The following is a 25,493-nucleotide window of genomic DNA, read 5'->3' as shown; positions in this document are numbered from 1 at the left end:
CAGCCTGCGTGCCTTGTCAGCTCCTACAGGGGATCGGCGGTTATCCCAGCTTTTGTAGGAGCTGCCGAAGGCTGCGATCGGGCGCGAAGCGTTCGTAAATTGGCCATCACGGTGAATCAGAACAACCGGAATGGATAGTCTTACGGCCTTCGGCAGCTGCTACGGGTCAATGGGCAGGATGCGCGTCAACGTCATCCTGCTGCACGATCACGGTGCAGGTGGTGCCCGCCGCCAGCAGGAAGCCGTCCGGGATTTCGTCAATGTGAATACGCACCGGCACTCGCTGAGCCAAACGCACCCAGTTGAATGTCGGGTTCACGTCAGCCACCAGTTCACGGCTCTCAGGGTTATCACGGTCGTAGATGCCTCGGGAGATGCTTTCCACGTGGCCTTTCAACACTTCGCCACTCATCATTTGCAGGTCTGCCTTGTCGCCCACGCGGATGTGCGGCAACTTGGTCTCTTCGAAAAAGCCGTAAACCCAGAATGAATCTTTGTCGATCACGGCCATTTTGGGATCGCCTACACGCGCGTAGTCACCACGATGCACGTTGAGGTTGGTGACGTAACCGTCAACCGTGGCCAGGACTTTGGTGCGTTTGAGGTTGAGCATGGCCGAGTCGAGCTGTGCCAACGCGTGCTGATAATCAGCCAGCGCCGAGTCCGCTATGTTGCCAGCATCGTCACGGTTTTCTTTGGAGATCACCAAGTTGTCCATGTCGGCACGGCGACGTGCATTGACCTTGCGCATCTCCCAAGTGGCCTTGCGTGAAGCCACCAGTGACTGCGCCTGCTTGACGGCAAGCTCGTAGTGCTCGGGGTCGATTTCCAGCAGTACGTCGCCCTTTTTCACCAACTGGTTGTCTTTGACTGGCACGTTAACCACGTAGCCGTTCACATCGGCGGCGACGTTGATAATGTCGGCGCGTACCCGACCATCGCGGGTCCACGGGGTGTTCATGTAATGCACCCACAGGGTTCGGCCGATCCATATCGCAAGGGCCAAAACCAGCAAGGTGGCGAGCAGGCTGAAGAACTTTTTCATCGGATCGGTCTCAACGGTAAACAGTGAGCGCCATAGCGCCAAAAAGACAAGCAAACAGGCTCAAGCGCAGCAGCGCCGGGTGCCAAAAGAAGCGGTACAAGTCGTAGCCAGAAAGCAGTCGGTCAAAGCCCCACGCCAACCCCGCCGCGATAAAGAACATCAGGGTCATGGTGGGCATGTAGACGCCGTGGAAGGCGATTTCACGAGGCATGTTCTAGTCCTTGCGGCTGAGCGTAGGCGGCCAGCGGCGATTGCGGGTCGAGCAGTGAAGTACGAATAAAGTGCAGGTAACTTTGCACACGAACCAGCGCCGAGGTGTCGAAGTTACGCGCGAAGGGCTCGTCAGTGGCTTGCACCCTGCTGATCGCGTGATCGACGGCGATCAGCGCACGCTCAAGGTTGCTTTCACTGGGGCTGATAAATAACCGCACCAACGCACGCCCCATCACCCGAATGGCCTGACGCCACGGCTGGGCTTCGGCATAGGCCGGGTGAATCGGTAAGATCGCTTGCTCTTTACGCAGTTCAATAATGGCGTGACCGACCTCCAGCACCACGAACATCCAACGCAGCAAAGTACGTTGCACCTGCGGCTGACCGGCGGCCAAACCATATGCCTGATTCATCAAGTCGCGGGTTCGGCTTTCAAGGCTGGAACTCAACCCTTTCAACTTGCCGCTGATGGCATACACCACTTGCTCACGCAGGTCTTGCTCCAGACGGCTCCACAACCAGCGGCTGTTGGGCGGCAGGATGATCGCGCCAGCAGCGGCACACACCAACATGCCGATGACCATTGCGATGTAGTCGTTGATGAACTGGTACGGGTTGTAAATCGTCAGGTTGTCCGGCACCGAACCGGTGCTAAAAAAGATCAGCAAGCCCAGGCCCACACCCGCGTAATTGGCTCGCGATGTCAGGAACGACCCAAACATGATTACCGGCGCCAACACTAGGCACAGCAACGGGAAGCCATCGATGTGCGGCAACACGAAGAACATTTCGAAAAAGCCCACCAACGCCCCGATAAAGGTGCCGCACGCCATTTGAAACGCCATGCGTTTTGGGTTGGGCGTTGCGGCCGACAGGCCAACGGTGGCCGCCGCAATCAGGGTCATGGTGGCGCCGCTTGGCCAAGCCGTCATCACCCAGTAGGTGCCCAGCACCACCAAAATGAACGACGCTCGAATACCAGAAGCCGCAGCTGACCACCAGTTGGTTTGCGAGATAAAGGGCTCGTCCCAACGCTCGCGCTCGTGGGTGTGATCGGCCAGCGATGCGTGGGTCTGGGCATAGCTGTGCATGTCATCAACAAAGCGATACAGCAATTCGTAAGCGGTGTTGAAGTCCAGAAAATCCGAAGGGCTGGGGTCGGTTTCCAAAAACTTAACGCGCAAACCACGCACATGTTCGGGCAAGCCGGCCTTGAATGCAGCCAATTGCTCGGCCAGTACGGCGGCGTCTTTGTCTGTTAACGAGCGCCCACTGTAGGGGTCGAGCAACTGGGCGAGCAGCTCAAGCTCTGGCTCAATGGCGGCCACCACTTGCACCACGCCGCGACTGCGCAGACGGGCGAGCAATTGGTGCAAGGCGTTAAAACGGGTGGTGATGGCCATGAATTCGCTGTTAAGACGACTCAGGCGACCGCTGCGCCGACGCATGTGCGGGTCTTCAAACACCGTGACGCTGCGCATGCCTTCCAGCCCAACGCTCTCGCCGATAAAGCGCACGTTGCTGGCTTCGTAAGCCTCCAGAGAAGACTGGCCACGCAAGCCCTCTGCCACAAAACCGGCGAACACGCCAAAGCGCTTATACAAGGCGTCATGCATTGCCGCGCCCGCTGTTTTGGGCAAGATCGCCGCGCTGACCACGGTCGAGCACAAAATGCCTAACGAGATTTCCAGCACACGCCACACGGCGGCCATGAAAGCACCATCCGGGTTGGCCAGCGCAGGCAAGCCAACCATCGCGGCGGTATAGCCCGCCAGGACAAAACCGTAGGCACGAAAGTTACGGCTGCGCGCTGCACCCGCGGCACAAATACCGACCCAGATGGCCATAGCCCCTAGAAACAACACGGTGTTTTGCGCGAATAAGGCGATCAGCGCGACCATCATCGCCGAGCCGGTCAAGGTGCCCAAGAAGCGGTAAAAGCTCTTGGCAAACACCTGGCCGCTCTGGGGCTGCATCACGATAAATACCGTGATCATGGCGGTGCGTGGTTGTGGCAGTTCAAGACGCATGGCCAGCCACAGGGTCAGAAACGCGGCCACCAGCACTTTGAAAATATGAACCCAGGTCACGCCATCGCTGCGCGCCCAGTCAAAAAAGCCTCGGCGCCATTCCAGGGAATACAGCCAGCGTACCGGGGCGGGCAAGTGGTTCATCTAAAGGCTCTCAGGTTTGAGTAACAACGCATCTCGAAGGCTGCGACCTTTTAAAAAGATCAAAAAACCGCAGCCTGCGGCAGCTCTCACAGGCGGCATCAATGATCGAACAGCGCCATGATGGCTGGAGGTTTATCGGGCACGTAACGATCGTCTTTGGGCACGTCATTGCCAGCGCCAAGGCCACCGCCCAATGCCGTCACCAGCTCAGCGTGAGCACTCAGACGTGCAGCCTGAACCTGTTGCTGAATTTGCTGCTGATGAAACAGCAAGGTTTGGGCATTCAGCACGTTGAGGTAGTCAGTCAGCCCACGCTGAAACGCGATCATGGCGATGTCGTAAGTTTTTTGCGCCGCATGCACCGACTCAGCCGCAAACTCCTGTTGTTTCTCCATCGACTCACGTTTGATCAATTGATCAGAAATACCCTTGAGCGCATTGACCAGCGTTTGGTTGTACTTGGCCACAGCCATGTCATAACCACCCGAGGCCACCCCGAGCTCAGAGCGCAACCGGCCACCATCAAAAATCGGCAAGGAAATTGCCGGGCCGACATTGTAGTTGAGTTTTTTGCCAGTCAAAAACTCCAGCGCACCGCCGCCAGTGGCCATAAAGCCGATGCTGCCCACCAGATCGACGTTGGGGTAGAAGCCCGCATGCGCCACATCAATGCCACGGGCTTGTGCGGCGACTTCCCAACGACTGGCCACTACGTCCGGACGTTGACCCAGCAATTGCGCAGGCAAAGCCGAAGGCAACTTGAGCGCAGTGCTCAACGCCAAGGTTGGACGCTTGAGGCGTGCCCCCTCGCCCGGCCCTTTACCGGCCAAGGCTGCAAGTTGGTTGCGGGTCAGGGCAATTTCTTCTTCCTGAGCGTCGATCTGACGATGAATCTCAGGCAGTGGGGCTTGCGCCTGACTGACTTCAAAGTGCGTACCGATGCCGCCATCAAGACGCTTTTGCGCCAGATCGAGAATTTGCTCTTGCTGGTGCAACGTCGACTCAATGATGTCCAGTTGGGCGTAATGCAGCGACAACTGGATATAGGCGCGAATCACATTGTTCTGTAATTCGAGCTGGGCCTGACGCGCCTCTGCTGCACTCATGTGCGCCATGTCCACGGCCTGTTCAGTGGCATTGCTTTCGCGGCCCCACAGGTCGAGGGCAAAACTAAAGCCCAATGCGGCGTTGTTATCCCACGTGGTGGTGTTGTCCAACCCGCCGGGGCCATAGAACTGGTCAGACGGCCAGTTGTGGCGCTTGAGCGTCGATTCCCCATTAATCTGCAAGGATTCGGCAGACTCAGCCACACCCGCCATCGCCTTGGCCTGACGCACACGGGCTGCAGCCATAGCCATGGTTGGGCTACCCTGTACCGCAAGACTGATCCAGCTATCCAGTTGTGGGTCGCCATAAGCGTGCCACCATTGGGCTTTGGGCCAGTTTGCGTCTTGCGCGGCGCTTTGAATCGCCTCGTCGGTGGCCAAGGTATTGGCGGCCAGCATTTTGCCTTTTGGGCCAATGCCGCCAAAACCAATACAGCCGTTTAATGCTAACGATAAAGCCAGAACACTGAGGGCTTTAAGCTCTCTGCTGATGCGACGCGGCACTGCTGCAAATTCCCGACGTGGATGGATAAGGCTTGATTTAGAGAAGTCTATGGCTTGGCAGGCGCAACGATAAGCAGGCATAAGTGCGAATCTTTATTACCGTTCGCAGAATAATCCGTTGGTCGAATGAACAACCGCCTGTAAAGGCTGAAACTTCGTGTCACAATTTGTTGCTGTCTACTTTGTTGCTGTCCCCTATACCGCCCCTTGAGAGCACTCCATGGACACTTTGCAAAACATGCGCGCCTTCAGTTGTGTGGCCGAAGCCGGAAGTTTCACGGCTGCCGCCGCCATGCTGGACACCACCACGGCTAACGTCTCGCGCGCGGTCTCCAACCTTGAGGCCCACCTGCAAACCCGACTACTCAATCGCACCACCCGACGCATTGCCCTGACCGAAGCGGGCAAACGCTACTTACTGCGTTGCGAACAGATTCTGGCGTATGTCGAAGAAGCCGAAGCCGAGGCCAGCGATGCTCACTCGCGCCCGGCAGGCCAATTAAAAGTGCACACCATGACCGGCATCGGTCAGCACTTTGTGATCGACGCCATCGCCCGCTATCGCAAAACCCACCCCGACGTGACCTTCGACTTGACCTTGGCCAACCGCGTACCGGACTTGCTCAACGAAGGCTACGACGTGTCCATCGTGCTCGCCAGCGAGTTGCCGGACTCAGGCTTTGTGTCCCAGCGTTTGGGCATTACTTACAGCATCGTCTGCGCCTCCCCCGGCTACGTAAAAGCCAACGGCAACGCGAGCAAGCCCAGCGACCTGCTCAACCATGCCTGCCTGCGACTGGTCAGCCCGGTGATTCCGCTGGATAAATGGGCGTTTGACGGCCCTGAAGGCCAAGAAATGGTGCTGATCAACACCTCACCGTTTTTGGTCAACTCCGCCGACGCCATGAAAACCGCGATTACCAGCGGCATGGGAGTGGGCGTATTGCCCGTGTACGCGGCTATCGACGGCCTGCGCAACGGCACACTGGTGCGCATGCTGCCCAAGTACCGCTCGCAAGAACTGAACCTGTACGCCATCTACCCATCGCGCCAATACCTGGATGCAAAAATCAAAACCTGGGTTGAGTACCTGCGGGGTTCGCTGCCAGAAATACTGGCCGCACACCAAACTGAACTGGCAACGTATAGCTGACATAAACGTGACCTGTAGTCACTGCCGCAGGCTGCGATTGAGTGCGAAGAGCCTTTGAAACAACGGGTTGCCCCGCAACCCTTCGCAGCCTGGGGCAGCGACTACAGAGTTGGCGGATGATCGGCGGGAATGTTAGCGTGCTTACATTCCCGACAGCCGATGAGCCTTGTTCTGATGAGCCTTTCCAGCACAAAAAAAACCGTACTCGCCTTCAGCCGTGTCACGCCCCAGATGATCGAGCGTTTGCAGCAAGACTTTAATGTTATTGCCCCCAACCCCAAGCTCGGCGACATCAATGCACAGTTTGATGAAGCTCTGCCCCACGCCCACGGGTTGATTGGCGTGGGCCGCAAGCTGGGACGCAAGCAACTGGAAAGCGCCACCCAACTGCAAGTGGTGTCCAGCGTTTCAGTCGGTTACGACAACTACGACCTGGACTACTTCAACGAACGCGGGATCATGCTCACCAACACCCCGGACGTGCTCACCGAAAGCACCGCCGATCTGGGTTTTGCGCTGATCATGAGCAGCGCCCGCCGAGTTGCTGAGCTGGATGCCTGGACCAAAGCCGGTCAGTGGCAAGCCAGCGTACCCCCAACTCTGTTTGGCAGCGATGTACACGGCAAAACCCTGGGCATTGTCGGGATGGGCAACATTGGCGCAGCCATTGCCCGTCGCGGTCGTCTGGGCTTCAACATGCCAATCATCTACAGCGGCAACAGCCGCAAGACCGAACTGGAACACGAACTGGGCGCGCAATTTCGCAGCCTTGATCAATTGCTGGGCGAAGCGGACTTTGTGTGTCTGGTGGTGCCACTAAGCGAAAAAACCAAACACCTAATCAGCCAACGCGAACTGGGCTTGATGAAACCCAGTGCGATTTTGGTGAATATTTCCCGTGGGCCTGTAGTGGATGAACCCGCGCTGATCCAAGCCCTGCAAAACGGCACGATTCGCGGCGCCGGGTTGGATGTCTACGAGAAAGAGCCTCTGGCGGAGTCGCCGCTGTTTGAGCTCAAAAACGCTGTAACGCTGCCACACATAGGTTCAGCCACACACGAAACCCGTGAGGCGATGGCCAACCGCGCACTGGCCAACCTGCGCAGCGCTCTACTGGGGGAGCGCCCGCAGGATCTGGTCAACCCACAAGTCTGGAAGTCCTAAGCCAGCCCTTGAGCGGCGCCGTTACTCGGGCGCCGCTGCTTGCTGCAACGCATCAAGCTTGGCCAATGCATCACGGGTTAGAGAGGTGAGCAACGCTTGTCGCTCACGCTTCCAGTTGTCGAAGTTAGTGTTACTCACCTCATAACTGGTGCTACCAGCAACTTGCAGGGCTTCAAAATCAATCTCTGCTTTATGTTCGGTATTGGCTGTAAATCTGTCGACATAGCGCGCTTCCAGAAACTCAACCCAAAATGATTCTTTTGTCATGAAGCTCAACATTTCATCGCTGTTGTTCTTCTTCAATATGTCTAGTCGGGCCGCTTCAATGACCGATGTCTCAACCTTCGCCAACGCGCCGTACTTAATATTTTTGGGCTGGCCTGGCAACTGCAACGTTTCTGTCAACGCCAGGCGATAACTTAAAATCAACTCAACTTCATCTACCGCTTGTGACTGCTCGCGCCGTTGTTGGGCATCTCGGGTTGCCAAACGATCAACTTCCAATAAACGAAACTGTCCGCGTCTAAGTTTGGCTAGATTGAGCTCAACGTTTAAAGGGTCAGGCGTAGCGCGCGCTTCAAAAACCAGCACCTCGGTTTCCAATGCACTGAAAATAAAAGCGGCCGAATCACAGCAACTCACTCTATTGGCCGCCAGATGAAACAATGCCGAACGCAATACTTCGTCTTGTGCTGCCGCCTCCAATGTTGATCGTACACGCCGAACCAGATCATCTTTGGCCTTTAGATAGTCCGCTGTTGTTTTTAATCTATCCAGCAATTCAAAAAACTGATCCGAACCAGGCTCATCCACCAAAGCATCCCACTGCATTTGCAGCAACATTCTGTCTTGCGCAGAAAGTCCAGTGAGCCAAACGTGGCTGTCGTATTGAGCAGACGCTGGATGTTCGACCCCCAGATGCAAACCAAAATTGATGCCGGTACGCCTTTGATAGTTGCTCAAATGCTGCAGTGATTCAGCCGACAGGTTATTGCCAGATAAGTGCGTAACCCTGTTGATCAGTTCGTATTCGCGGCTCTGAAATACATCAGGCGGGACATCCAGAATTTCGTTATGGGTCAAATCCAAAGACGTGAGATGACTCAAGCCTGTGACCCCCATTGGCCAGCCAAGAGCGTCGGTTCTGGAAAGGTTCAAGGCTCTTAACTCCGTCAAGCGTCTGACATCTAACACTCCCAATAGCCTGCAGCCAGAGAGATTCAGATCCTGCAGCTGTGTCAATCTCGCCAAAATACTCAAATGACTGGCATTCAACATGAATATATTGTTCGCCAGTGATAGCGCTGCCAAGTGGGGCATGTGCTCAATGGCTGTTGCAAAGAAGGTCAGGCCACTGTGCTCCATATTTAATGAGGTCAACGCACTAAAATTTCGCAGAAACTGATTAACATTCTCGCTGGTTGCCATCAGCAGCCCGGTGCGCGTCATCGACAAACTGCGCACATGAGGAAATTTCACATCAAGCACAGGAAGGTTCGATATTTGCAAGTTGTCCAGATCCAGACGATAGCCTTGTACCCTTGCGTCTTGATCTACAACTGGCGGCGTCTCTTTGCGCCAGGCTTTGATTAAGCGGTCCGCAATACGTCTTTTGTTATCTCGTGCGCGAAAATCCCCAGGTACAAATTCGTGTTGGTGCGCAACCCACGTCCCAAGCTGCTCTTCAAGCTTGGCAAAATCGGCCTCTAACTGACTGATTTCAAGTGCAATATCCAATCCACGCGCGCCTATGGCATCTACTTCATGTACCACCTGTGCCCTTGCTTTGGCGGGATATAGAACTTTATAGCGGTCATACCAAGAGGTTTCATGTGTGAGCCCGGACGTATCCCCACGGCCGCTCAGTTCATAACCCAACCGCCCGTATGCCAAACGTTTAGGCTGATTAAACCAAGGTCGATTGGGGCTCATACCCAATACTTGACTGGCAAGTTCACGCTGCTGCGTCACCTTCATTGTCATATGTTCTTTAAATAACTCTTCGCCCCCAGTAAATAGATAACCCAACACTTCGCGCTGGGGAGCAGGCAACGCGGCCAACACCACACCAAACAGGTCAGTACCCGTGACTATTAATGTATCGCTGGTTGAATTACGTGCTTGCCAGCCGGTTACTGTCTTAATAATGCTCACACGCACACTGGCATCAACAGGCCCGGATTGGCTAATTATCCGCCCAGTTGTAGAACCATCGCGTACCTCAAAGTAACAATCTGCGGGCCATTCTGGCTGCTCCCCGAAGGCATGCATCATCAACACCACACTGTCGTTGTTTTGCAAGGCGGGCCAATAAAACCCTTCAAACGCCCGATTCAGCCTCAATTCACGCACATACCAACGCGCCTCTTCGGCCAAGCGTAAAGGAACGCGTCCACTAACAACCATTTGCTTGATTTCAACATCATTGGCATGGCGGATCATATCTTCAGCCACTGTTGTCGCAAGGCTGGGGAATACCCGCAGAATAAGTGCCACACTTGGGTCTTGCGAGTACTCGGTTACAGAGTCGATTAACTTAAATAGCGGCGGAGTGACTTTGCCAGTGGAGGTCTTGAGCTGGTGATAAACCAATTGAATGTAACTGCGCGCCTGTTCATCAAAATTTACCCAGGGAGCGCGAGGTATCGCTGTTTCAAATAAACCTTGAAGTTGTATTTTTTGTTCATCTGTCATCCACGCCATGAGCCCTGCCTGCTCAAAATCATGGAACTCCTTAATAATTCGAGACATGAACAGCTCATTTGAATCTGATTTTAAATGTGCCAGTAATGTTTCAAGTCGTCGGTAATTGGTAAAGCGCTGCAATGTATCGGCCAATAGCCCTGGGGTAGCCTCAACGTTGGTATGTACGCGTCTTAATACACCCTCTGTCGTACCACTGACTTTCAATATCGCATCTATATTTTCAGGGTTAAATCCGGCTGCCGTATAACCCAAGCGTATAAAAAGTTTCTGACCTTCCCACGCCAAAGGGTTTTCATCGGCATGACGCCAGGCGCCCATTCCATTTCCGTAGGCCACTAATGGAGTGCGTGCAAACATGGTGGGGTGTAGCACCTTGACTCGATAACCATAAAACTCTTGTTGTACTTGGTACGCCAACCCGTCAATGACGACATAGAGTTTGGTGCCGGATATAAAGTAGCCGGAGCGAAGAGGACGCATAGCCACTGACCATTTAATCTCATGATCCGCATAATCCTCATACGTCTGTAAGGGCAAACTGAAATAACCCTCTGAGTTACGATGCTTCACTAATTCGTCTCCCAGAACCTTTCGCCACTGGGCCACGTCTTGAAGGGGGACTCTTAGCCATCCCTTCGCACGTTTTACAATGAAAAGCCCCGTCATAAGCGCTACAAAAAAACCATCAGGCCCTGTTTCTCTAGTCATTGTTAAACGCTCGCGTGGCTCATACGCGGCATACTCGCCACTGCCGTAGCCGCGCAAGACAACATGATCATCAGAAATATATACCTGGGGATCGTCCAGATTCTCTACAGCACTATAAATAATTAATGTCAGACCAAACTTCTGCTTAATGACGTCTACACACACCGCGCACATCCACTGATCTGCATCAGCGTTAAACAAGCGCGCATAATAAATTGAATCCACTACTTTATCGGAGCGACTTAAAAACTCAGCTCGCTCAACGATATAAATCAGATGCTTACGCTCAGGCTCAGAAGACACCGCACGCGGGTAAACCTGCTCCAACAAGGGATTCTCAACAACCAACGCTTTGGCTCTTATTTGGGACAGATCAGGAGAGGTCTCGCGCAGCCTTTTGACGACCGCTAAGTGGCGATCAAGCACTTTAAGTGCAACAGGATAATAAGCGGTATCAAACGCTGTAATGCGTGCGTGATCCACACGAGTATAGTTTTTATAGAAAGTTAAACTTTCGAAGATACGCTCTTTATCATTTTTAAATTTCAACGCCATAGCCTGACTTACCTGAACAGGGTCTAGTGGCGCGCCAGGCAACAGTTTAATTATTTGAGAAAACGTATCCCCAGGAAACGCTTTAAACGCTGTAGCGGTGTTCAATACCAACTGACCGTCCAACAACCGTTTAAGCTCTATCGAGCGAGAAAAACCAGAACTTAATAATTGCTTGCCATACTCCTCCGTCACGTTACCTGAATAGTCTAAAACCCTAAGACACATATCATCGGGCCATTCAACCATTTGAGTCATCAAGGCTAACACTGGGCGTTCGAGAGGAACCATTGCTGGCTGCCCAAGGCTCAAATCACGGGCTATGCGTACAATCAGCCTGTCGGCATGAAATCGGCTGATTGCATCATTCAAAGCAGCGGGTGCATCTCCACCGGCCCAAACAGCATCCAAAGTGGCGCGGTTTACAGCGCTGACATTAAGCATTACTTGGGCTTCACTTGCCCATAAGTCTGGCACCATGCGCCTGAGTAACTGGTCGTCAGTCAGGCTGGCGCTGTCATCGAGCGCCAGCTTCCAGTGCTGTGTTCTTGAGTCGTACGCAACGGGCGGTCTATATACCGAAGGGTCGGCGTGTACCAGCACGTATTGCTCCTCTGTCCCTTGGAGCTCGACCTCAACGCTATAGAGACGATTGTCTTTTTCAAGGCTGATGTAATAGCGCCCTTCGTGACTATAAATACCCTGCTCGTTAGCAGTCATGCCTTCAAACACACCAGAAGGTGCCCGCACATAGCGACCGGGGTCGGGGTACCACAGTTGGGATTGGCCATTGGCCAGCGTCAACTTTCTCGGATTGCCCAAGTCGTTCAATACTTTGAGGTGCCACTTGCGGGCAGACTTACCTAGCGTTGTATACAAGGGAGCATTGATCAAAATATCAAGGATGTCTGTCAGGACTTGCAGCAGTTCAACACTGTCCCCTTTGCTGGCATGTTCCAGCCCACTGACCAAACCCTGCGCGGTGACCCCGACAACCAAATAACGCAATAATCGATTTAGTCCTTTTATGGAACCAGGCACAGGGGTTAATAACAGGCCAACTGTTTCATTAAAAAAAGTCGACAACGCATTTTTAACGTCTTCCCAATCCTGCACTCCCCGCTCAACCGCAAGGAGCTTAAGCCGAGAAGCATAGTGCATCGAGTAGAACTGATAGAGCTCATCTTCCAACACCGTCCCGGCACTAAAACCTTTGAAACTGACCTCTTCGATCGGTTTTCTAGCCCCTAAAGACTGAAAGGCGTCATATAACAGTTGAGCAAAAGGTGACAGGTTAGGCGGTGGTGTGGTTACCCGTGTTAGCTCAATGAGCTTTTTGTAGGTATCCGGGGTGAGCTTGCTATAAAACCAGTCCAGGTTTTTTTCATTGTAGGAGGCCACAAACTGGCGTTTAAACTCTTCTATCAACTGATCGTCCGAGGCATGCAACTGCAGATCACCACTAGGACGCCCCGGAAAAAAACTGAATACACCAGCAATATCCCTATGCGCAATTTGGAAAAGCGGAATTTCAATATGATGACCCTCAACTTCCGTACCCGCCCCTGACGACGTTGATATCACCAATCCCCGCTGAGGTGTAAACCCACGACCGACAGGCTTTTCAAAAAAACTAAAGTCAATCTGCATTATTATTTTTTTATTCTTAAACGATTCGATCTCTTCTCCAACACGCCGGCCAACTTTTTTATTTTATCTTTTACAACCGGCTGGGCTCCCGCACGCCTATAGAGTTCCAGCAATGCAAACTGCAACTGCGCCCTGACACCTAACCGCATTTTTCTGGACAGCGACCCGTGACTCAACATTTCGGTTTCAAGTGTTTGCTTAAGTACATTTCCAATGTTGAGTTCTCTGATCACATCCACAAATGCTTTTACATCTATTAGCGAAGTTTTTATGCGTGCTGTGGAAGCCCGAGCAAATTCATGTTCCACACCAGATTGATCGTCTATATAACTGGCTTCTATTAAACTTCCGCTTCTGAAACTCGCAAAATAAGCAAGAAACCCAACATTCAAGCAGGCCGCCTGCCACAAGCTCATGCTGACGATACGAACCACGGGCTCTCGTTTATCGAGGATAGGTTCAGCGGGAGATTCTAACGCGTGCTGCTCCCCTTCAAGGTTATGGGGGGTACGCCGTGATCGAGCCTCCGGAATATAAAGATAGCGTGTATGAAGATAAGAATGACGAGGATCTATATCTATTCCCGTTACCTCAAGCAATCGCTGTTTAAGCTGTCTAATCCCGAGCCTTTCAAAATCTTCCTTTATTTTTTTATGCTCACGTTCAACCTCAACCAAGGCGTCTGAATACTGTCGAAATAAATTTCGATAGTTGAGCTGCTCTGCATGATTGAGCGGCGATAACTTAACGCTTAATTGGTCACGTAAAAACTCAATGACCCTTTGTTCAGACCACGCCTCCTCTGACAATAGAAGAGGCCCATTCAATACATCGCTTGGTTGAGTCATTTTTTTAGCTCATAAAATAAGAACCCATGAGCCTAACCACCTACCCGTTAAATAGTGGCTACATAACTACCACCTGCGGTCTCCAGCGTATGAGCATTTATGCCGTGTGCGTTGCAATTGCAGCCTGAGGTGCAGGCTTGGGCTTACGAAACACCAATACGTTGCCCAACATCACCAATACCAAGCCTGCTAACGCAGGGGCAGTCCACTGATAGCCTTCAGCGAAGGCCGACACATTCAGCGCCACCAACGGGAACAGGACGGTGCAGTAAGCAGCCCGTTCCGGCCCCATGCGCCCCACCAGTGTCAGATAAGCCGTGAAGCCAATCACCGAGCCCGGAATGACCAAATACAACAACGAGCCGATATAACGCGTGTTCCATTCCATATTGAACGGGATGCCATTGAGTGCGCAGTAAAGCGCCAGCATGCTTGCGCCATAGAGCATGCCCCAGGCGTTGGTGGTCAGCGGTCTGAGGCCCGCTTTTTGTTGCAGGCTCGACAGCATGTTGCCCGCCGAAAAACACATCGTGCCGAGCAATGCCAAGCCCAGCCCAAGCAGGGTTTGAGGGGTTGCGCTATGGCCGCTCAGTTCTGGCCAAAACAACAGCCCCAAGCCCATTAACCCCAGCGCGCCACCCATCACGACATTGCGCGCGACTTTTTGCTTGAAGAAAATCCGTGCGTTCAGCGCGTTCCATAAGGTGGCGGTCGAGAACACCACGGCGATCAAACCGGTGGTCAACCATTGGCTCGCCGTTAAAAAACACATGAAGTTCACACAGAACAGGCACAACCCCTGCGCTACACAAATCAGGTGCCCTCGCCTGTTCATCACCTGTAATTTGCGGCTGAGCAACAACAGGGCAAACAGCACCAGCGCTGCCAAACCGAAGCGATAAACGATCGATACAGGGATGGCAACCACCCCCAGCTGCAACTTGAGGGCGATCCACGTGGTGCCCCAAATCAGCACAGTCAACAAATACAAGGATAGGTTCATGGCACGCTCCAGAAGATGGCCTTCAGTGTGAGCCGCCTAACCTGCGCGCACTTGCACATTCTTGCGCTTTTGTCTGCCTGGGGCTGGCAGGGCCGTGGCGACAGAGTAGGATCAGCGCGGTGCGCAAACTAATTGAGAACACCCCCTGACCATGCACCCACTCGACACCTTGCAAGTCTTTCAGTCCATGAGCCGCTCGCCCAATGCTCGCCTTGAGCACAGTGCGCAGTTGGGTGATGGCATGGCGGCCGCCTTGTGGACCAACCATCACGACGCCCGCGACTATGAGGCCCCGACGCACCATACGTTGTCGTGTTACATCTCGGGTGGCACCGGAACCTTTCGCCGCGGACAACCCAGCGCCAAGGGCGCGCCGGGCAAACTCTGCGTGCTCCCCGCCGAACAGAGGTCGGCCTGGGTAATCAATGGCGCCATACGCCTGGCCCATGTGTATGTCAGTCAGGAGCAATTTGCGTTGGGCTGCATCCGCTTGCTCGATAAAGAGCCACGTACCTTGCAACTGCGCGAGTTCACGTTTGTGGATGATGCGCAGCAAACTCAGCGCTTTCATCAGTTGATCACGCTGAACTGGAATGAGCCCGGCGAGCGCATGTTAACCAGTAGTCTGGCCAACGAACTGCTGGATCATGCGCTGCTCAGTCAGGTGGGATTACGAGCGGGGTTGCAACTCAAGGGCGGTTTGGCCGCGTACCAGCGTCGCCAGTTAGTCGAAACCATTGAACACCAACTGGCCGAGCCCTTGAGCATTGGTCAATTGGCGGCGCAATGTGCCTTGTCGCCGTATCACTTTGCGCGCATGTTTCGCGAGAGTTTTGGCGTGCCGCCCCATCAATACCTACTGGCCCGACGCCTTAGCCGTGCCCGTCATTTGCTACGCAACAGTTCGTTGGCACTGGGCGACATTGCATTAGCCTGCGGCTTTGCTAGCGCCAGCCACTTCACCAATCGGTTCAAGCAAGCGCTGGGCGCAGCACCGGGCGAGTATCGGGCAGCGTTCAGGTCGTAACCTTGTCGTCGCTGCCGCAGACTGCGAGAGTTTTCGAATCCTTTCGCAGCCTGCGCTAGCGACGACAAGGGTGGGGCGTGATTAAAACTCTAACGTGCTGGACACCGACACTTGGCGCGAATCGCCCATCGACACGAAGGTGCGACTGGCGGCCGAGGTGTAGTAAGTGCGGTCGAACAGGTTTTTGACGTTGAGCTGCAATTTGACCTTTTGCCCTTCGACCTGCGTGTCGTATGTGGCAAAGGCATCCGCCACGGTGTAACTCGGCAAGTCGAAATCGTTCAGCGCATCTCCCGGCCGTTCTCCCACGTAGCGCGCACCCGCGCCAACCCGCAGTTTGTCCCCTCCAATGATTGAACCGAAGTCATACACCGCCGACAGCGAACCACTGTTTTTAGCCACGTTCTGCAAGCGCATGCCTTTGTAGATCGGGTCTTTGGTGACCTCAGCATCGGTGTAAGCGTAGCTGCCAATCAGGCTCCACTGATCGCTCAACTGGCCACTGACATCCAGCTCCAGCCCGCGGGAACTCACTTCCCCGGCTGCCGAGTACACGGTCTCATCCTCGAATGTTGTGGACACCAATACGTTGCGTTTTTTGATGTCGTACAGCGCCAGCGTGCCGGTGATGCGGCCCGGCATGTCGAGTTTGGCGCCAACTTCCCACGACTTGGCTTGCTCTGGCGCAATGGCCGAGTCCAGCACCACTCCCCCGGTGAGCGGGGCGATGGTGGAGTTGGGCTTGAACGATTCGGTGTAGCTGCCGTAGAAGGACAACTCATCGGTGTAGCGGTACACAAGGCCCGCACGCGGTATCCATTTTTGGCCATTGTTGTCGGTATTGGCCTTGAACGGGCGCCCCTTGCCTGCCAGTTGGTCGTACTTTTGGAACCGCCCGCCAGCGACCAAAATCCATTGATCGGTGAGGTGAATCGAGTCCTGCGCGAACAATGAATCACTGCGCAGCAGGTCAGTCTGGTTGCTATCACTGGCGCTGACGGTGGTGCCTGCTTCTTCTCGGCCATACACCGGGTCGAGGTAGCTGAACGGGTATTTGCTGTTTTGGCGAATCAAGTCGGCGCGGTAGATTTTTCGGTACTCATCATCCACGCCAAACACTAAATCATGCTGCATGCCCGCCGCCTGAACCTTGCCTTGCAGGCTGACGGTGGTGAAGCGATCCGTGGTGATTGCGCCTTGGGTGCCGTCCATTTTGCGGGTCAGCGTGCCTTTATCCGGGTCGACTGCGGTGACTCGTACTTGACTGGCATCGTAGGTTTCGCGGTTCCAGCTGTAACCGAAATGAGCTTTCCAGTCGTCACTCAAATCGTGATCGACTTCTAGGCGATACAAGTCCGAACGCCCTTCCATGTTGTTGAACGGCTCATCAAGACGGCGTGTGGCCGGGATATCCAGCGGGTGGTTAGTGTTTGGATTAATTGCCGTGCCGCGATCAAAGGGCGAGAGAAACTCACGGTGCTCGTATGCCAGCAACACTTGGGTGTTGTCGCCGTACCACGCCAGCGACGGCGCGATCAGCGTCTCGCGATGCGTGCCAAAGTTGCGCCAGTAATCTTCGTCTTCGTGATCGACGATCATCCGATAGGCCAACCCCGAATCCCCCAAGGCGCCTGTGCTGTCAAAACTGGCGCCGCTGCCATTTTTGCCCGAGCCGTACGTGGAGCCCCGCACAGTCAGTGCGTTGTACTGTTCCAGTTGCGGCTTTTTGCTAACCACGTTGACCACCCCGCCCGGGTCTTGAATTCCATAGAGCAACGAGGCCGGCCCCTTGAGGACTTCGACCCGATCCGCCGTGGCATTGAGCGCGCGGCCCTGCACGATGGGCATGCCGTCGCGCATGATCGAGCCATCACGGTTGTCGCCAAAGCCGCGCTTCATGACTGAGTCTTGAGTGCTGCCCAGCGTGTTGCCTTGGGTGATGCCACTGATGTTGTTCAGTGCATCATCCAGATTGCGCGGGGCCTGATCGCGAATCACTTGGGCGGCGACCACATTGATGGTCTGCGGGATGGCCATCGTATCGCCTTGGCCGCGCATCACCGAAGTGACTGCGGGTGGCTGATAGCTGGTATCACTTTGCGCCAGCGACGTGATGCTGGTAGCGCCGAGGTTCAAGGCACCCGAGGCAGGCTGGGGTTCAAGGGCAAAGGTATTGGCATCAGTGCGCCGGGCATTAAAGCCAGACTGCCCGAGCAACTGCTGCAAGGCCTGTTCGGCACTCAAGCGGCCTTTAAGCGCCGGGGCTTGCAGGCCAAAGGGGGCTTCGTCGGTGTAGACCACGCTCAAGCCCGTCAGGCGACTGAAGTCATTCAAAGCTTGAGGCAGAGGTTCGGCGGGCTGATTGAACTCAAATACCGCGCCGCCTTGCTGCTGGGCAACGCCTTGAGCCAGTGCAACGTTCAACGGGCTTAACGCCAAGCCCGCCATCATCAACCCACAAGCACCCAACCATTGTTTAACCGAACCGCCTGCCGCTGACGTTGCCCTGGACTTCATGCTCATGACCTGTGTGTGACCTGTAACGGAATGCGAATTTTTCGCATTTTCAAGCACTACACGGATGGCCCGAGGGTTTACCTCACCTCGCCGTCAAAAATAATTTTTCAAATCCTGAGTTAGAGCGCGCCATAAGGCTCAGCGCAGCACAATCACCCGACCAAACAGACTGTGTTGCTCAAAACCAAGCGCGCTTTGCAAAGAGTTGATGACCGCCTGCGGGTCTTGACTTGGGAAGCTGCCACTGATGTGACGTGTGCCCAATTGGGCATTGAGCAGCATAATTTTCCCTGGGTAGTAACGCTTGAGATCGGCCACAACGTCGGCCAGAGGGGTTTTGTAGTAGGTCAGCCAACCCGCACGCCAGCCCAGTCGGCCTTGGCTGTCGACGTGATGAACAACATCAGTCACCCCGGCGTCGTAAGCCAATTGCTGATTAGCGGTAAGAACCTGCTGCGGCGCACCTTTAGCGGCCGTGACCCCCACCCGCCCGGACAACACCGTGACTTGCGCACCGCCCGGCTGCAAGCGCACCTCAAACTCAGTGCCCAGCACCCGCGCTTCGCCACCTTGGGCGTCTACGACAAACGGCTCGCCCGTGTGAGTGACATGAAAAAACGCCACGCCTCTGCGCAGTTGCACATGGCGCTCGCCACCGCTGAAGTGCACTGCAATGGCACTGTCGGCATCCAGCGTCACCTGCGACTGGTCGGCCAGAGTCAGTGTGCGCACTTGCCCCGGCGCACTCACGTAATCGGCCCCAAGGTCGTCCAGCCAACGCTCAGGCTGCCAACCTGCAAAAACACCCACCATCATCAACAAACACGCGGCAATCGCAAGCCCACCCGACCACCGCGTCAAGCGCCTGGACTTAGACACCTTCATCGCCGACAGATACCGCTGCAAGGCCAAGGCCTCTTCATCCGCCAATTGGCTGCCCGCCACCTCGGTCAGTTCCCACAGCACTTGCGCCTGAGCGTAGGCCTCGATGTGAGCGGGGTCGGCCTGAAGCCAGCGGCTAAACGTTGCCTGATCGCCGCTGTCGGGCTGGTCGTGCAGCACGCTTAGCCAAGCCAAAGCCGTGCGCTCTTGCTCGGGAGTGACCTTTGGGCTCGAAGAATTCATCGCTGAGTGGTCTCTGGCGGCTCGCGCAAACTGGCCTTGCAGGCCTCTAGGGCGCGCATCATATGTTTTTCTACCGCACTTTGGGACACGCCCATGACGTTGGCGATGTCAGCGTAGGTACGGCCGTGAATCCGGTTAAGCAAAAATATATGCCGCGTGCGCTCAGGTAGCCCGCGCAAGGCCAGCTCAACCCGGCGCAGATCATTGCCGGCTTCAAGTGCGGCCTGAGGTTCGCACTGTTGAGTCTGCGTCTCCGGTTGCCAATGCTGGTTAACCCGCTCGCGAGAGCCTTCGCTGCGCAAATGGTCAATCGCAATGTTGCCGGCGCAACGCAATAAATACGTGCTGAGTTCTTCTACCTGCACCAAAGGCCGGCGCCAAAAGCGCACGAACAAGTCCTGCACCAAATCGGCAGCAGTTGCCCGGCATCCCACACGGCGGCTCACCAGCGCTTCCATTTGCGGGCGCTGGGACAAAAACACTTGCAGGAAATGCGCACGTCCATGACGCGATTCAGTGCTGGGGCCATCCGGAAATTCGGGAGGATTCATGGGCATCAGGATGAGGGGGAAGAAGGCAAAGGATATTAATGATAAATATTCTCATATGCAAAACCCTGTTAACTGTTGGCTTCATGTTGGCGATCATCGGTGATTGCTCAACGGCATGGCGCGCCCCTACAATGCGAACAATTCTTGTTCTCTAAAGCGTTATCAGCGCAGCTGGAGTGGTCGTTGTCGCAGTCAAACACCGTCGAGACGCTGTATCAGGCCCATAACAGCTGGCTTACGGGCTGGCTGCGGCGCAAGTTAGGCTGCCCGCAAAATGCTGCCGATCTGGCCCAAGACACCTTTATGCGCCTGCTGACCGCTCGCGAAACCTCAGCCATCACCGAGCCCCGCGCCTTTTTGACCACTGTGGCCAAACGCGTGCTGTTCAACCACTACCGACGCCAAGATCTAGAGCGCGCTTACCTGCAAGCGCTGGCAGATATGCCTGAACAAGTGGCGCCCTCTGAAGAAGACAAAGCCATCATCCTGCAAACCCTGCTGGAGTTAGACCAATTGCTCGACGGCCTGCCCGCTCAGGTTAAGCGGGCTTTTTTACTGGCACAGATCGATGGCCTGAGTTACGCCCAAATCGGTGCCCAATTGGGCATTTCCATCGCCACCGTCAAACGCCATTTGAACAAAGCCGCCATGCGCTGCTACTTCGCCCTGTGAACGGCGCATTCAACAGCCCGCCCGACATTTCTTCCGGCGTCGCGGAGCAAGCGGTGAACTGGCTAATAGAAATGCAGGAAGGCGCACTCAGCCCACGGCGTCAGCAAGCATGGGAACACTGGCTGCTGGCGCACAGCGAGCATCAACGGGCATGGGACCATATTCAGCGCATTAACCAACGCTTGCGCGGCCTGTCATCGCCCTTGGCCCACGCCGCTTTAAATGCACCTAAAAGCAGCAGCCGTCGGCAAGCGCTCAAAGTCTTACTGCTATTGGGCGCGGGCTCTGCACTGACTTACGGCCTGCGTGATCAACTGCCCATCACCCCATTAATGGCCGACTACAGCAGCCCGGTTGGCCAGCGCCGCACGTTGCAACTGGACGATGGCAGCCACGTGCGGCTCAACACTGCTAGCGCCATTGATGTGACGTTTGATGCGCAACAGCGCGTGATCCGATTGTTGGAAGGCGAGATGCAATTGATCTGTGCTGCTGACAGTCGCCCGCTGCACGTGCTTACCGCTCACGGCCGTGTGCAGCCGCAACAAGCGCGCATCAACCTGCGCCGCTACCGCGACCACACGCATCTGGCAGTGTTCGAAGGCCGTGTACAACTCACACCTGCAGCTTATGCAGGTGATCCGCTGTGGGTACAGAGCAACCAGCAGTTGAGCTTTAATCGCCAAACTTGGGACACCCCCAAGCCGCTGGATGCAGGCAGCGGCGCATGGGCTGACGGCATGCTGGTCGCCGCACACATGCGCTTAGGCGATTTCATCGCCGAATTAGGGCGTTATCGTCGCGGCCAATTACAGTGCGATCCGGCAGTCGCCAACCTACTGATCTCAGGGACTTACCCGCTGGACGACAGCGAGCGGATTTTAAAGATGATTGAAGTCAGCCTGCCTGTACGAGTCAGACGTTTTACCCGGTACTGGGTGACGGTTGAGGCGCGGGTGTAAGCACACTTTTGTAGTGGCTGCCGAACGCTGCGATAACCCCTTTAGCACCTTCATCTTTTAAAAACTGCGACCGCTCGCAGCCTTCGCCAGCGACAACATTTTATTTATTTCAAATACTGTGAGCTGTTTTCAAATCTGGCGTGACAGAGAAGGAAAGCCACTTCGATTCTTCTCTTTCTCAGGATCTTTGCATGCACGCCCTGTCTTCTCGTCTTACGCCTTTGGCCCGCTCGTTACGTCACTTGTTGCTGGGTGCCAGTTTGAGTTTGAGTGCGTTACCTATGGCCCATGCCGCCACCTCCGATGCCAAGCCTTATCACATCGCGCCGTCGTCATTGGAGACCGCGCTGAACCAGTTTGGGCGTGAAGCCGGGGTGTTGATTTCGTTCAGTTCAGCCGCTGCCAGCGGCATTCAAAGCCGTGGCCTGCAAGGTAATTTCACCCCGGAACAAGGCCTGCAAGCACTGCTCGAAGGCACCGGTTTACACGCTCTCGCACAAGGCCAAGACGCTTTCAGCCTGCAACCGGCGGCGCCCCTCTCAACACCAGTGAGTATTGAATTAGGCACCTCCAGCGTGGTCGGCGACTGGCTGGGCGATGCTGCGCAAATCAATGTGTTCGAACACCCCGGCGCACGGGATGTAATCCGCCGCGAAGAGTTCGAACGCCAGGGCGCCACCACTGCACGCGACGTGCTCAACCGCATCCCCGGCGTCAATGCTCCCGAAAACAACGGCACCGGCAGCCATGACATGGCGCTCAACTTCGGCATTCGCGGGCTCAATCCGCGTCTGGCTACCCGCTCAACAGTGCTGATGGACGGCATTCCGGTGCCCTTCGCGCCCTATGGTCAGCCGCAGCTGTCGTTCGCCCCTGTCAGCATGGGCAACATGGACGCCGTAGACGTGGTTCGAGGCGGCGGTGCCGTGCGTTACGGCCCGCAAAACGTCGGCGGCATCGTCAACTTCGTGACCCGTGCGATTCCCGATGAGCCAACGGTCAAAGCGGGGTTTCAGACCGAAACCAGTCCGTCCTCCACTCAGGACGGCTTCAAAAAAACGGCCAATCTGTTGGCTGGCGGCACCGCAGACAACGGCTTGGGGGGCGCGTTGCTGTATTCCGGCACCCGTGGCGGCGATTGGCGAGAACACAGTGACACGCGCATTGATGACTTGATCCTCAAGGGCAATTATCAGATCGACGAGGCCAATAGCCTTCACGCAATGGCGCAGTACTACGATGGCGAAGCGGATATGCCGGGCGGCCTGAGTACTGCTGCCTACAAAGCTGATCCCTATCAGTCCACTCGCCCGAACGACAAGTTCTGGGGCCGGCGCACGATGGTCAATTTCGGTTATCGCTATCAAGAGGATCGCCGCGAGTTTACGGTTAACAGCTTCTTCACCAAAACCCTGCGCAGTGGCTATCTGGATCAGACCAAATTTTTGTCGCTGTCACCCCGCGAGTACTGGGTGCGCGGGATCGAGACTCGCCTCGCCCAAGGTTTCGATCTGGGCAACACCTCCCACGAGGTCGGCGTGGGTTATCGCTACATCAACGAAGCGGGCCACGAACTGCGCTACCAAACCCCCATCGCGGCTAATCAGTTGCCCACAACCAGCAGCCTGAACGATCGAGATACCCGCGGCGCCACCGAGGCCCATGCGTTCTTCATCGACGACAAAATTGACATCGGCAAGTGGACACTCACCCCTGGCATTCGTTACGAGATGATCGAAACGCAGCAAACCAACAAGCTGACCAACGTTAAATACAAAGGCGACTACAACACCCCGCTGCCGGCGCTGAACGTGATGTACCACGTAAATGACAACTGGAATCTCTACGCCAATACCGAAGGTTCGTTCGGCAGCGTGCAGTACAGCCAGATGCCAAACCGAGTCAAAGGCAGCGAAGTAAAACCCGAAAAAGCCCGCACTTGGGAACTGGGCACACGTTACGACAATGGCAACCTACGCGCGGAAATCGGCGCCTTTTTGATTAATTTCGACAATCAGTACGACAGCAACCAAACCACTGACACGGTGATTGCCCGAGGTGAAACCCGGCACCAAGGTATCGAAGCCAGCGTCAATTACACGCTGGATGGCTTGAGCCCGGTGCTGGCCGGTTTTGACGTTTACGCCAGCTATGCCTATGTTGACGCAACCATCCGTGAAGATGGGCCGAACAAAGGCAATCGTGTGCCGTTCTCCTCCAAAAACAAAGGCACTCTAGGGGTTGGTTATACCGAAGGCCCGTGGAAGGCGAATCTGGACAGCACCTTCCAAAGCAATCAGTTCGCTGACAACGCCAACACACGCACAGAGAGTACGGATGGCAGCACAGGTCTGATCCCCGGTTACATGCTGTTCAACAGCCGTGTGGCCTATGACTTTGGCCATCAACTGTCTGACTTAAACGTGGCCGTTGGGGTGAAAAACATCCTCAACCACACGTACTACACCCGTTCATTTGACGATAACAACAAAGGCAAATACGTAGGTGAGCCTCGCACCCTGTACGTCCAGACCTCTGTTGCATTTTGATTTAAATCAGCCATAGCCCGCACACGCGGGCCCTTGTACCCGTCAAAGGCTGACATCGATCACAGGTTGTTATTTTTCCTGAAAATAGTGCTTGAAATATTTGCTCATCGGCTCAAACACTGTAACTGAGCGATGACGATGAACCTTTAAGCACATAAGGCCGTCAGAACTCACACGAGCACGCTTAGATAAGGGAAGAATTATGCAAATTAACGTCTTTTCCGATAAACACATCAACAGTGACGAACGTACCCAAAACTGGGTTAAAGCGACTGTTGAAGTCACGCTCGAACGCCATCTTGAGGATCTGACTCGAGTCGAAGTCCACCTCAGCGATGAAAATGGCGGCAAGTCCGGGCCGAAAGACAAACGTTGCAAAATGGAGGCTCGACCAAAAGGTCACCAACCGATTTCTGTATCCCACGACGCTGATGAGCTGACGCTCGCCGTTGAAGGTGCTGCGACCAAACTGGAGCATGCTCTGGAGCATTTGTTCGGCAAGCTACGTGGCAAACACACGCCAAAACTGGCCGTAGAAGGCTTTGAGGAAAAAGAGCCAAAGCAGAGCCCTGACGCTTTGCTGGAAGAAGAGTTTTTAGAGAAAGAAAAAGAACTCGAACTCAATAGCTGATCCTGCATTCAGGAGGCACTAAAAAGGCGGGCTTACTTCGGTAAGCCCGCCTTTTTTGCAGCGGCACTGAACGAGCAATTACAGCTCGCCTTTCTCCACTTCCGGGTGTTCGCCCGAACCTGCGCCCGTCTTGCGATGTGGGTTTTCGATCTTCACCGACGGAAACTGCGACGACGCATATCGCACCACCAAAATCGCAAACGCCAGCAACAAAATAGCCCCAGTCAAATACACAACCCCCATATCTGGCGGGTTGTGATGCGACACATTGGAAATCAACAAGCGGGTTAGCGCCGTGATCGCCACATAAATCAGAAAGCGTACGGGCATGTGGTTGGTCTTGACGACACCGAAAACCTGCACTGTCACAAAAAAGACATCTTCAAAACCTTGAGAAGATTTTTCAGTATTTTATGAAAATATCTACTCGAAATTCCACTATCTATCACACACATACAAGGCAGCGACCAAAAAACCTATTCTGGAAAAAGGGTATCTGGACACCATAGGAGCTGATAGCCATAAACATTACGAAATCTGATGACTGCACGCCTACCGCTACAAAAAACCCTGAAAAAATGTAGGAAATTTCTCACATTTTTTTACCGGATGCCGATAAGCAGGAGAAGCCAT

17 protein-coding genes and 1 pseudogene are annotated in these 25,493 nt (G+C 54.7%); 7 read left to right on the top strand and 11 right to left on the bottom strand.

Annotated features, from left to right (window positions below):
* Nucleotides 1-166: 166 nt before the first annotated feature.
* From ACZRJQ_RS19020 to ACZRJQ_RS19005, 4 genes are all read right to left on the bottom strand, one after another.
* A complete protein-coding gene (locus tag ACZRJQ_RS19020) occupies nucleotides 167-1,045 on the bottom strand; it encodes an efflux RND transporter periplasmic adaptor subunit (protein ID WP_463979872.1) in 879 nt (292 codons plus the stop codon).
* Nucleotides 1,046-1,055: 10 nt separating this feature from the next.
* Complete coding sequence (locus ACZRJQ_RS19015) at nucleotides 1,056-1,256, bottom strand: DUF1656 domain-containing protein (protein WP_463979871.1); 201 nt, start codon at nucleotides 1,254-1,256, stop codon at nucleotides 1,056-1,058.
* Nucleotides 1,246-3,432, bottom strand: coding sequence for an FUSC family protein (locus ACZRJQ_RS19010; RefSeq protein WP_463979870.1), 2,187 nt, complete (start codon nucleotides 3,430-3,432; stop codon nucleotides 1,246-1,248). Before ACZRJQ_RS19010 ends, ACZRJQ_RS19015 begins: the two co-directional genes overlap by 11 nt.
* A 98-nt stretch (nucleotides 3,433-3,530) precedes the next feature.
* Nucleotides 3,531-5,042, bottom strand: a complete 1,512-nt coding sequence (locus tag ACZRJQ_RS19005; protein ID WP_463979874.1) for an efflux transporter outer membrane subunit — start codon at nucleotides 5,040-5,042, stop codon at nucleotides 3,531-3,533.
* A gap of 220 nt (nucleotides 5,043-5,262) precedes the next feature.
* Between ACZRJQ_RS19005 and ACZRJQ_RS19000 the strand changes: the two genes are divergently transcribed.
* Both ACZRJQ_RS19000 and ACZRJQ_RS18995 read left to right on the top strand, forming a co-directional pair.
* The gene (locus ACZRJQ_RS19000; RefSeq protein ID WP_463979869.1) at nucleotides 5,263-6,195 is read left to right on the top strand and encodes a LysR family transcriptional regulator; all 933 of its coding nucleotides are present in this window, start codon (nucleotides 5,263-5,265) and stop codon (nucleotides 6,193-6,195) included.
* 174 nt (nucleotides 6,196-6,369) lie between these two features.
* Nucleotides 6,370-7,359, top strand: a complete 990-nt coding sequence (locus tag ACZRJQ_RS18995) for a 2-hydroxyacid dehydrogenase (protein WP_463979868.1) — start codon at nucleotides 6,370-6,372, stop codon at nucleotides 7,357-7,359.
* 21 nt (nucleotides 7,360-7,380) lie between these two features.
* Here the strand turns inward: ACZRJQ_RS18995 and ACZRJQ_RS18990 are convergent, their stop codons facing one another.
* The 3 genes from ACZRJQ_RS18990 to ACZRJQ_RS18980 all read right to left on the bottom strand — a co-directional run bounded on the left by ACZRJQ_RS18990 (nucleotide 7,381) and on the right by ACZRJQ_RS18980 (nucleotide 14,826).
* A complete protein-coding gene (locus tag ACZRJQ_RS18990; protein WP_463979867.1) occupies nucleotides 7,381-12,975 on the bottom strand; it encodes an NEL-type E3 ubiquitin ligase domain-containing protein in 5,595 nt (1,864 codons plus the stop codon).
* Between the two features lie 2 nt (nucleotides 12,976-12,977).
* On the bottom strand, nucleotides 12,978-13,823 hold the full coding sequence (locus ACZRJQ_RS18985) for a hypothetical protein (protein ID WP_463979866.1): 846 nt from the start codon (nucleotides 13,821-13,823) through the stop codon (nucleotides 12,978-12,980).
* Nucleotides 13,824-13,920: 97 nt separating this feature from the next.
* Nucleotides 13,921-14,826: a DMT family transporter gene (locus ACZRJQ_RS18980; RefSeq protein WP_463979865.1), complete on the bottom strand. Its 906-nt coding sequence runs from the start codon at nucleotides 14,824-14,826 to the stop codon at nucleotides 13,921-13,923.
* A gap of 151 nt (nucleotides 14,827-14,977) precedes the next feature.
* On the opposite strand from ACZRJQ_RS18980, the gene ACZRJQ_RS18975 reads away from it, so the two are divergent.
* Complete coding sequence (locus ACZRJQ_RS18975; protein WP_463979864.1) at nucleotides 14,978-15,853, top strand: helix-turn-helix domain-containing protein; 876 nt, start codon at nucleotides 14,978-14,980, stop codon at nucleotides 15,851-15,853.
* 81 nt (nucleotides 15,854-15,934) lie between these two features.
* On the opposite strand, the gene ACZRJQ_RS18970 is transcribed toward ACZRJQ_RS18975, so the two are convergent.
* The 3 genes from ACZRJQ_RS18970 to ACZRJQ_RS18960 form a co-directional block, all read right to left on the bottom strand.
* Entirely contained in the window at nucleotides 15,935-18,370 is a 2,436-nt protein-coding gene (locus ACZRJQ_RS18970) for a TonB-dependent siderophore receptor (protein WP_463979863.1), read from the bottom strand.
* Nucleotides 18,371-18,508: 138 nt separating this feature from the next.
* On the bottom strand, nucleotides 18,509-19,495 hold the full coding sequence (locus tag ACZRJQ_RS18965) for a FecR family protein (RefSeq protein ID WP_463979862.1): 987 nt from the start codon (nucleotides 19,493-19,495) through the stop codon (nucleotides 18,509-18,511).
* Complete coding sequence (locus ACZRJQ_RS18960; protein WP_463979861.1) at nucleotides 19,492-20,052, bottom strand: RNA polymerase sigma factor; 561 nt, start codon at nucleotides 20,050-20,052, stop codon at nucleotides 19,492-19,494. Before ACZRJQ_RS18960 ends, ACZRJQ_RS18965 begins: the two co-directional genes overlap by 4 nt.
* 177 nt (nucleotides 20,053-20,229) lie before the next feature.
* Between ACZRJQ_RS18960 and ACZRJQ_RS18955 the strand changes: the two genes are divergently transcribed.
* The 4 genes from ACZRJQ_RS18955 (at nucleotide 20,230) to ACZRJQ_RS18940 (ending at nucleotide 24,860) form a co-directional block, all read left to right on the top strand.
* Entirely contained in the window at nucleotides 20,230-20,718 is a 489-nt protein-coding gene (locus tag ACZRJQ_RS18955; protein WP_463979860.1) for a sigma-70 family RNA polymerase sigma factor, read from the top strand.
* Entirely contained in the window at nucleotides 20,715-21,680 is a 966-nt protein-coding gene (locus tag ACZRJQ_RS18950) for a FecR domain-containing protein (RefSeq protein WP_463979859.1), read from the top strand. Before ACZRJQ_RS18955 ends, ACZRJQ_RS18950 begins: the two co-directional genes overlap by 4 nt.
* A 191-nt stretch (nucleotides 21,681-21,871) precedes the next feature.
* Nucleotides 21,872-24,229, top strand: coding sequence for a TonB-dependent Fe(3+) dicitrate receptor FecA (gene fecA / locus ACZRJQ_RS18945; RefSeq protein WP_463979858.1), 2,358 nt, complete (start codon nucleotides 21,872-21,874; stop codon nucleotides 24,227-24,229).
* Nucleotides 24,230-24,431: 202 nt separating this feature from the next.
* Nucleotides 24,432-24,860 (top strand): HPF/RaiA family ribosome-associated protein, encoded by a 429-nt coding sequence (locus tag ACZRJQ_RS18940; protein ID WP_463979857.1) that lies wholly within the window; start codon nucleotides 24,432-24,434, stop codon nucleotides 24,858-24,860.
* A gap of 78 nt (nucleotides 24,861-24,938) precedes the next feature.
* Here the strand turns inward: ACZRJQ_RS18940 and ACZRJQ_RS18935 are convergent.
* Nucleotides 24,939-25,202: pseudogene (locus tag ACZRJQ_RS18935) on the bottom strand (phosphate-starvation-inducible protein PsiE); the annotation flags it as partial.
* Between the last annotated feature and the right edge of the window lie 291 nt (nucleotides 25,203-25,493).

The organism is Pseudomonas sp. E315 (genome assembly GCF_055406205.1).
The sequence above is the reverse complement of the archived record's forward strand: the minus strand, read 5'-3'. Positions and strand labels throughout refer to the sequence as shown.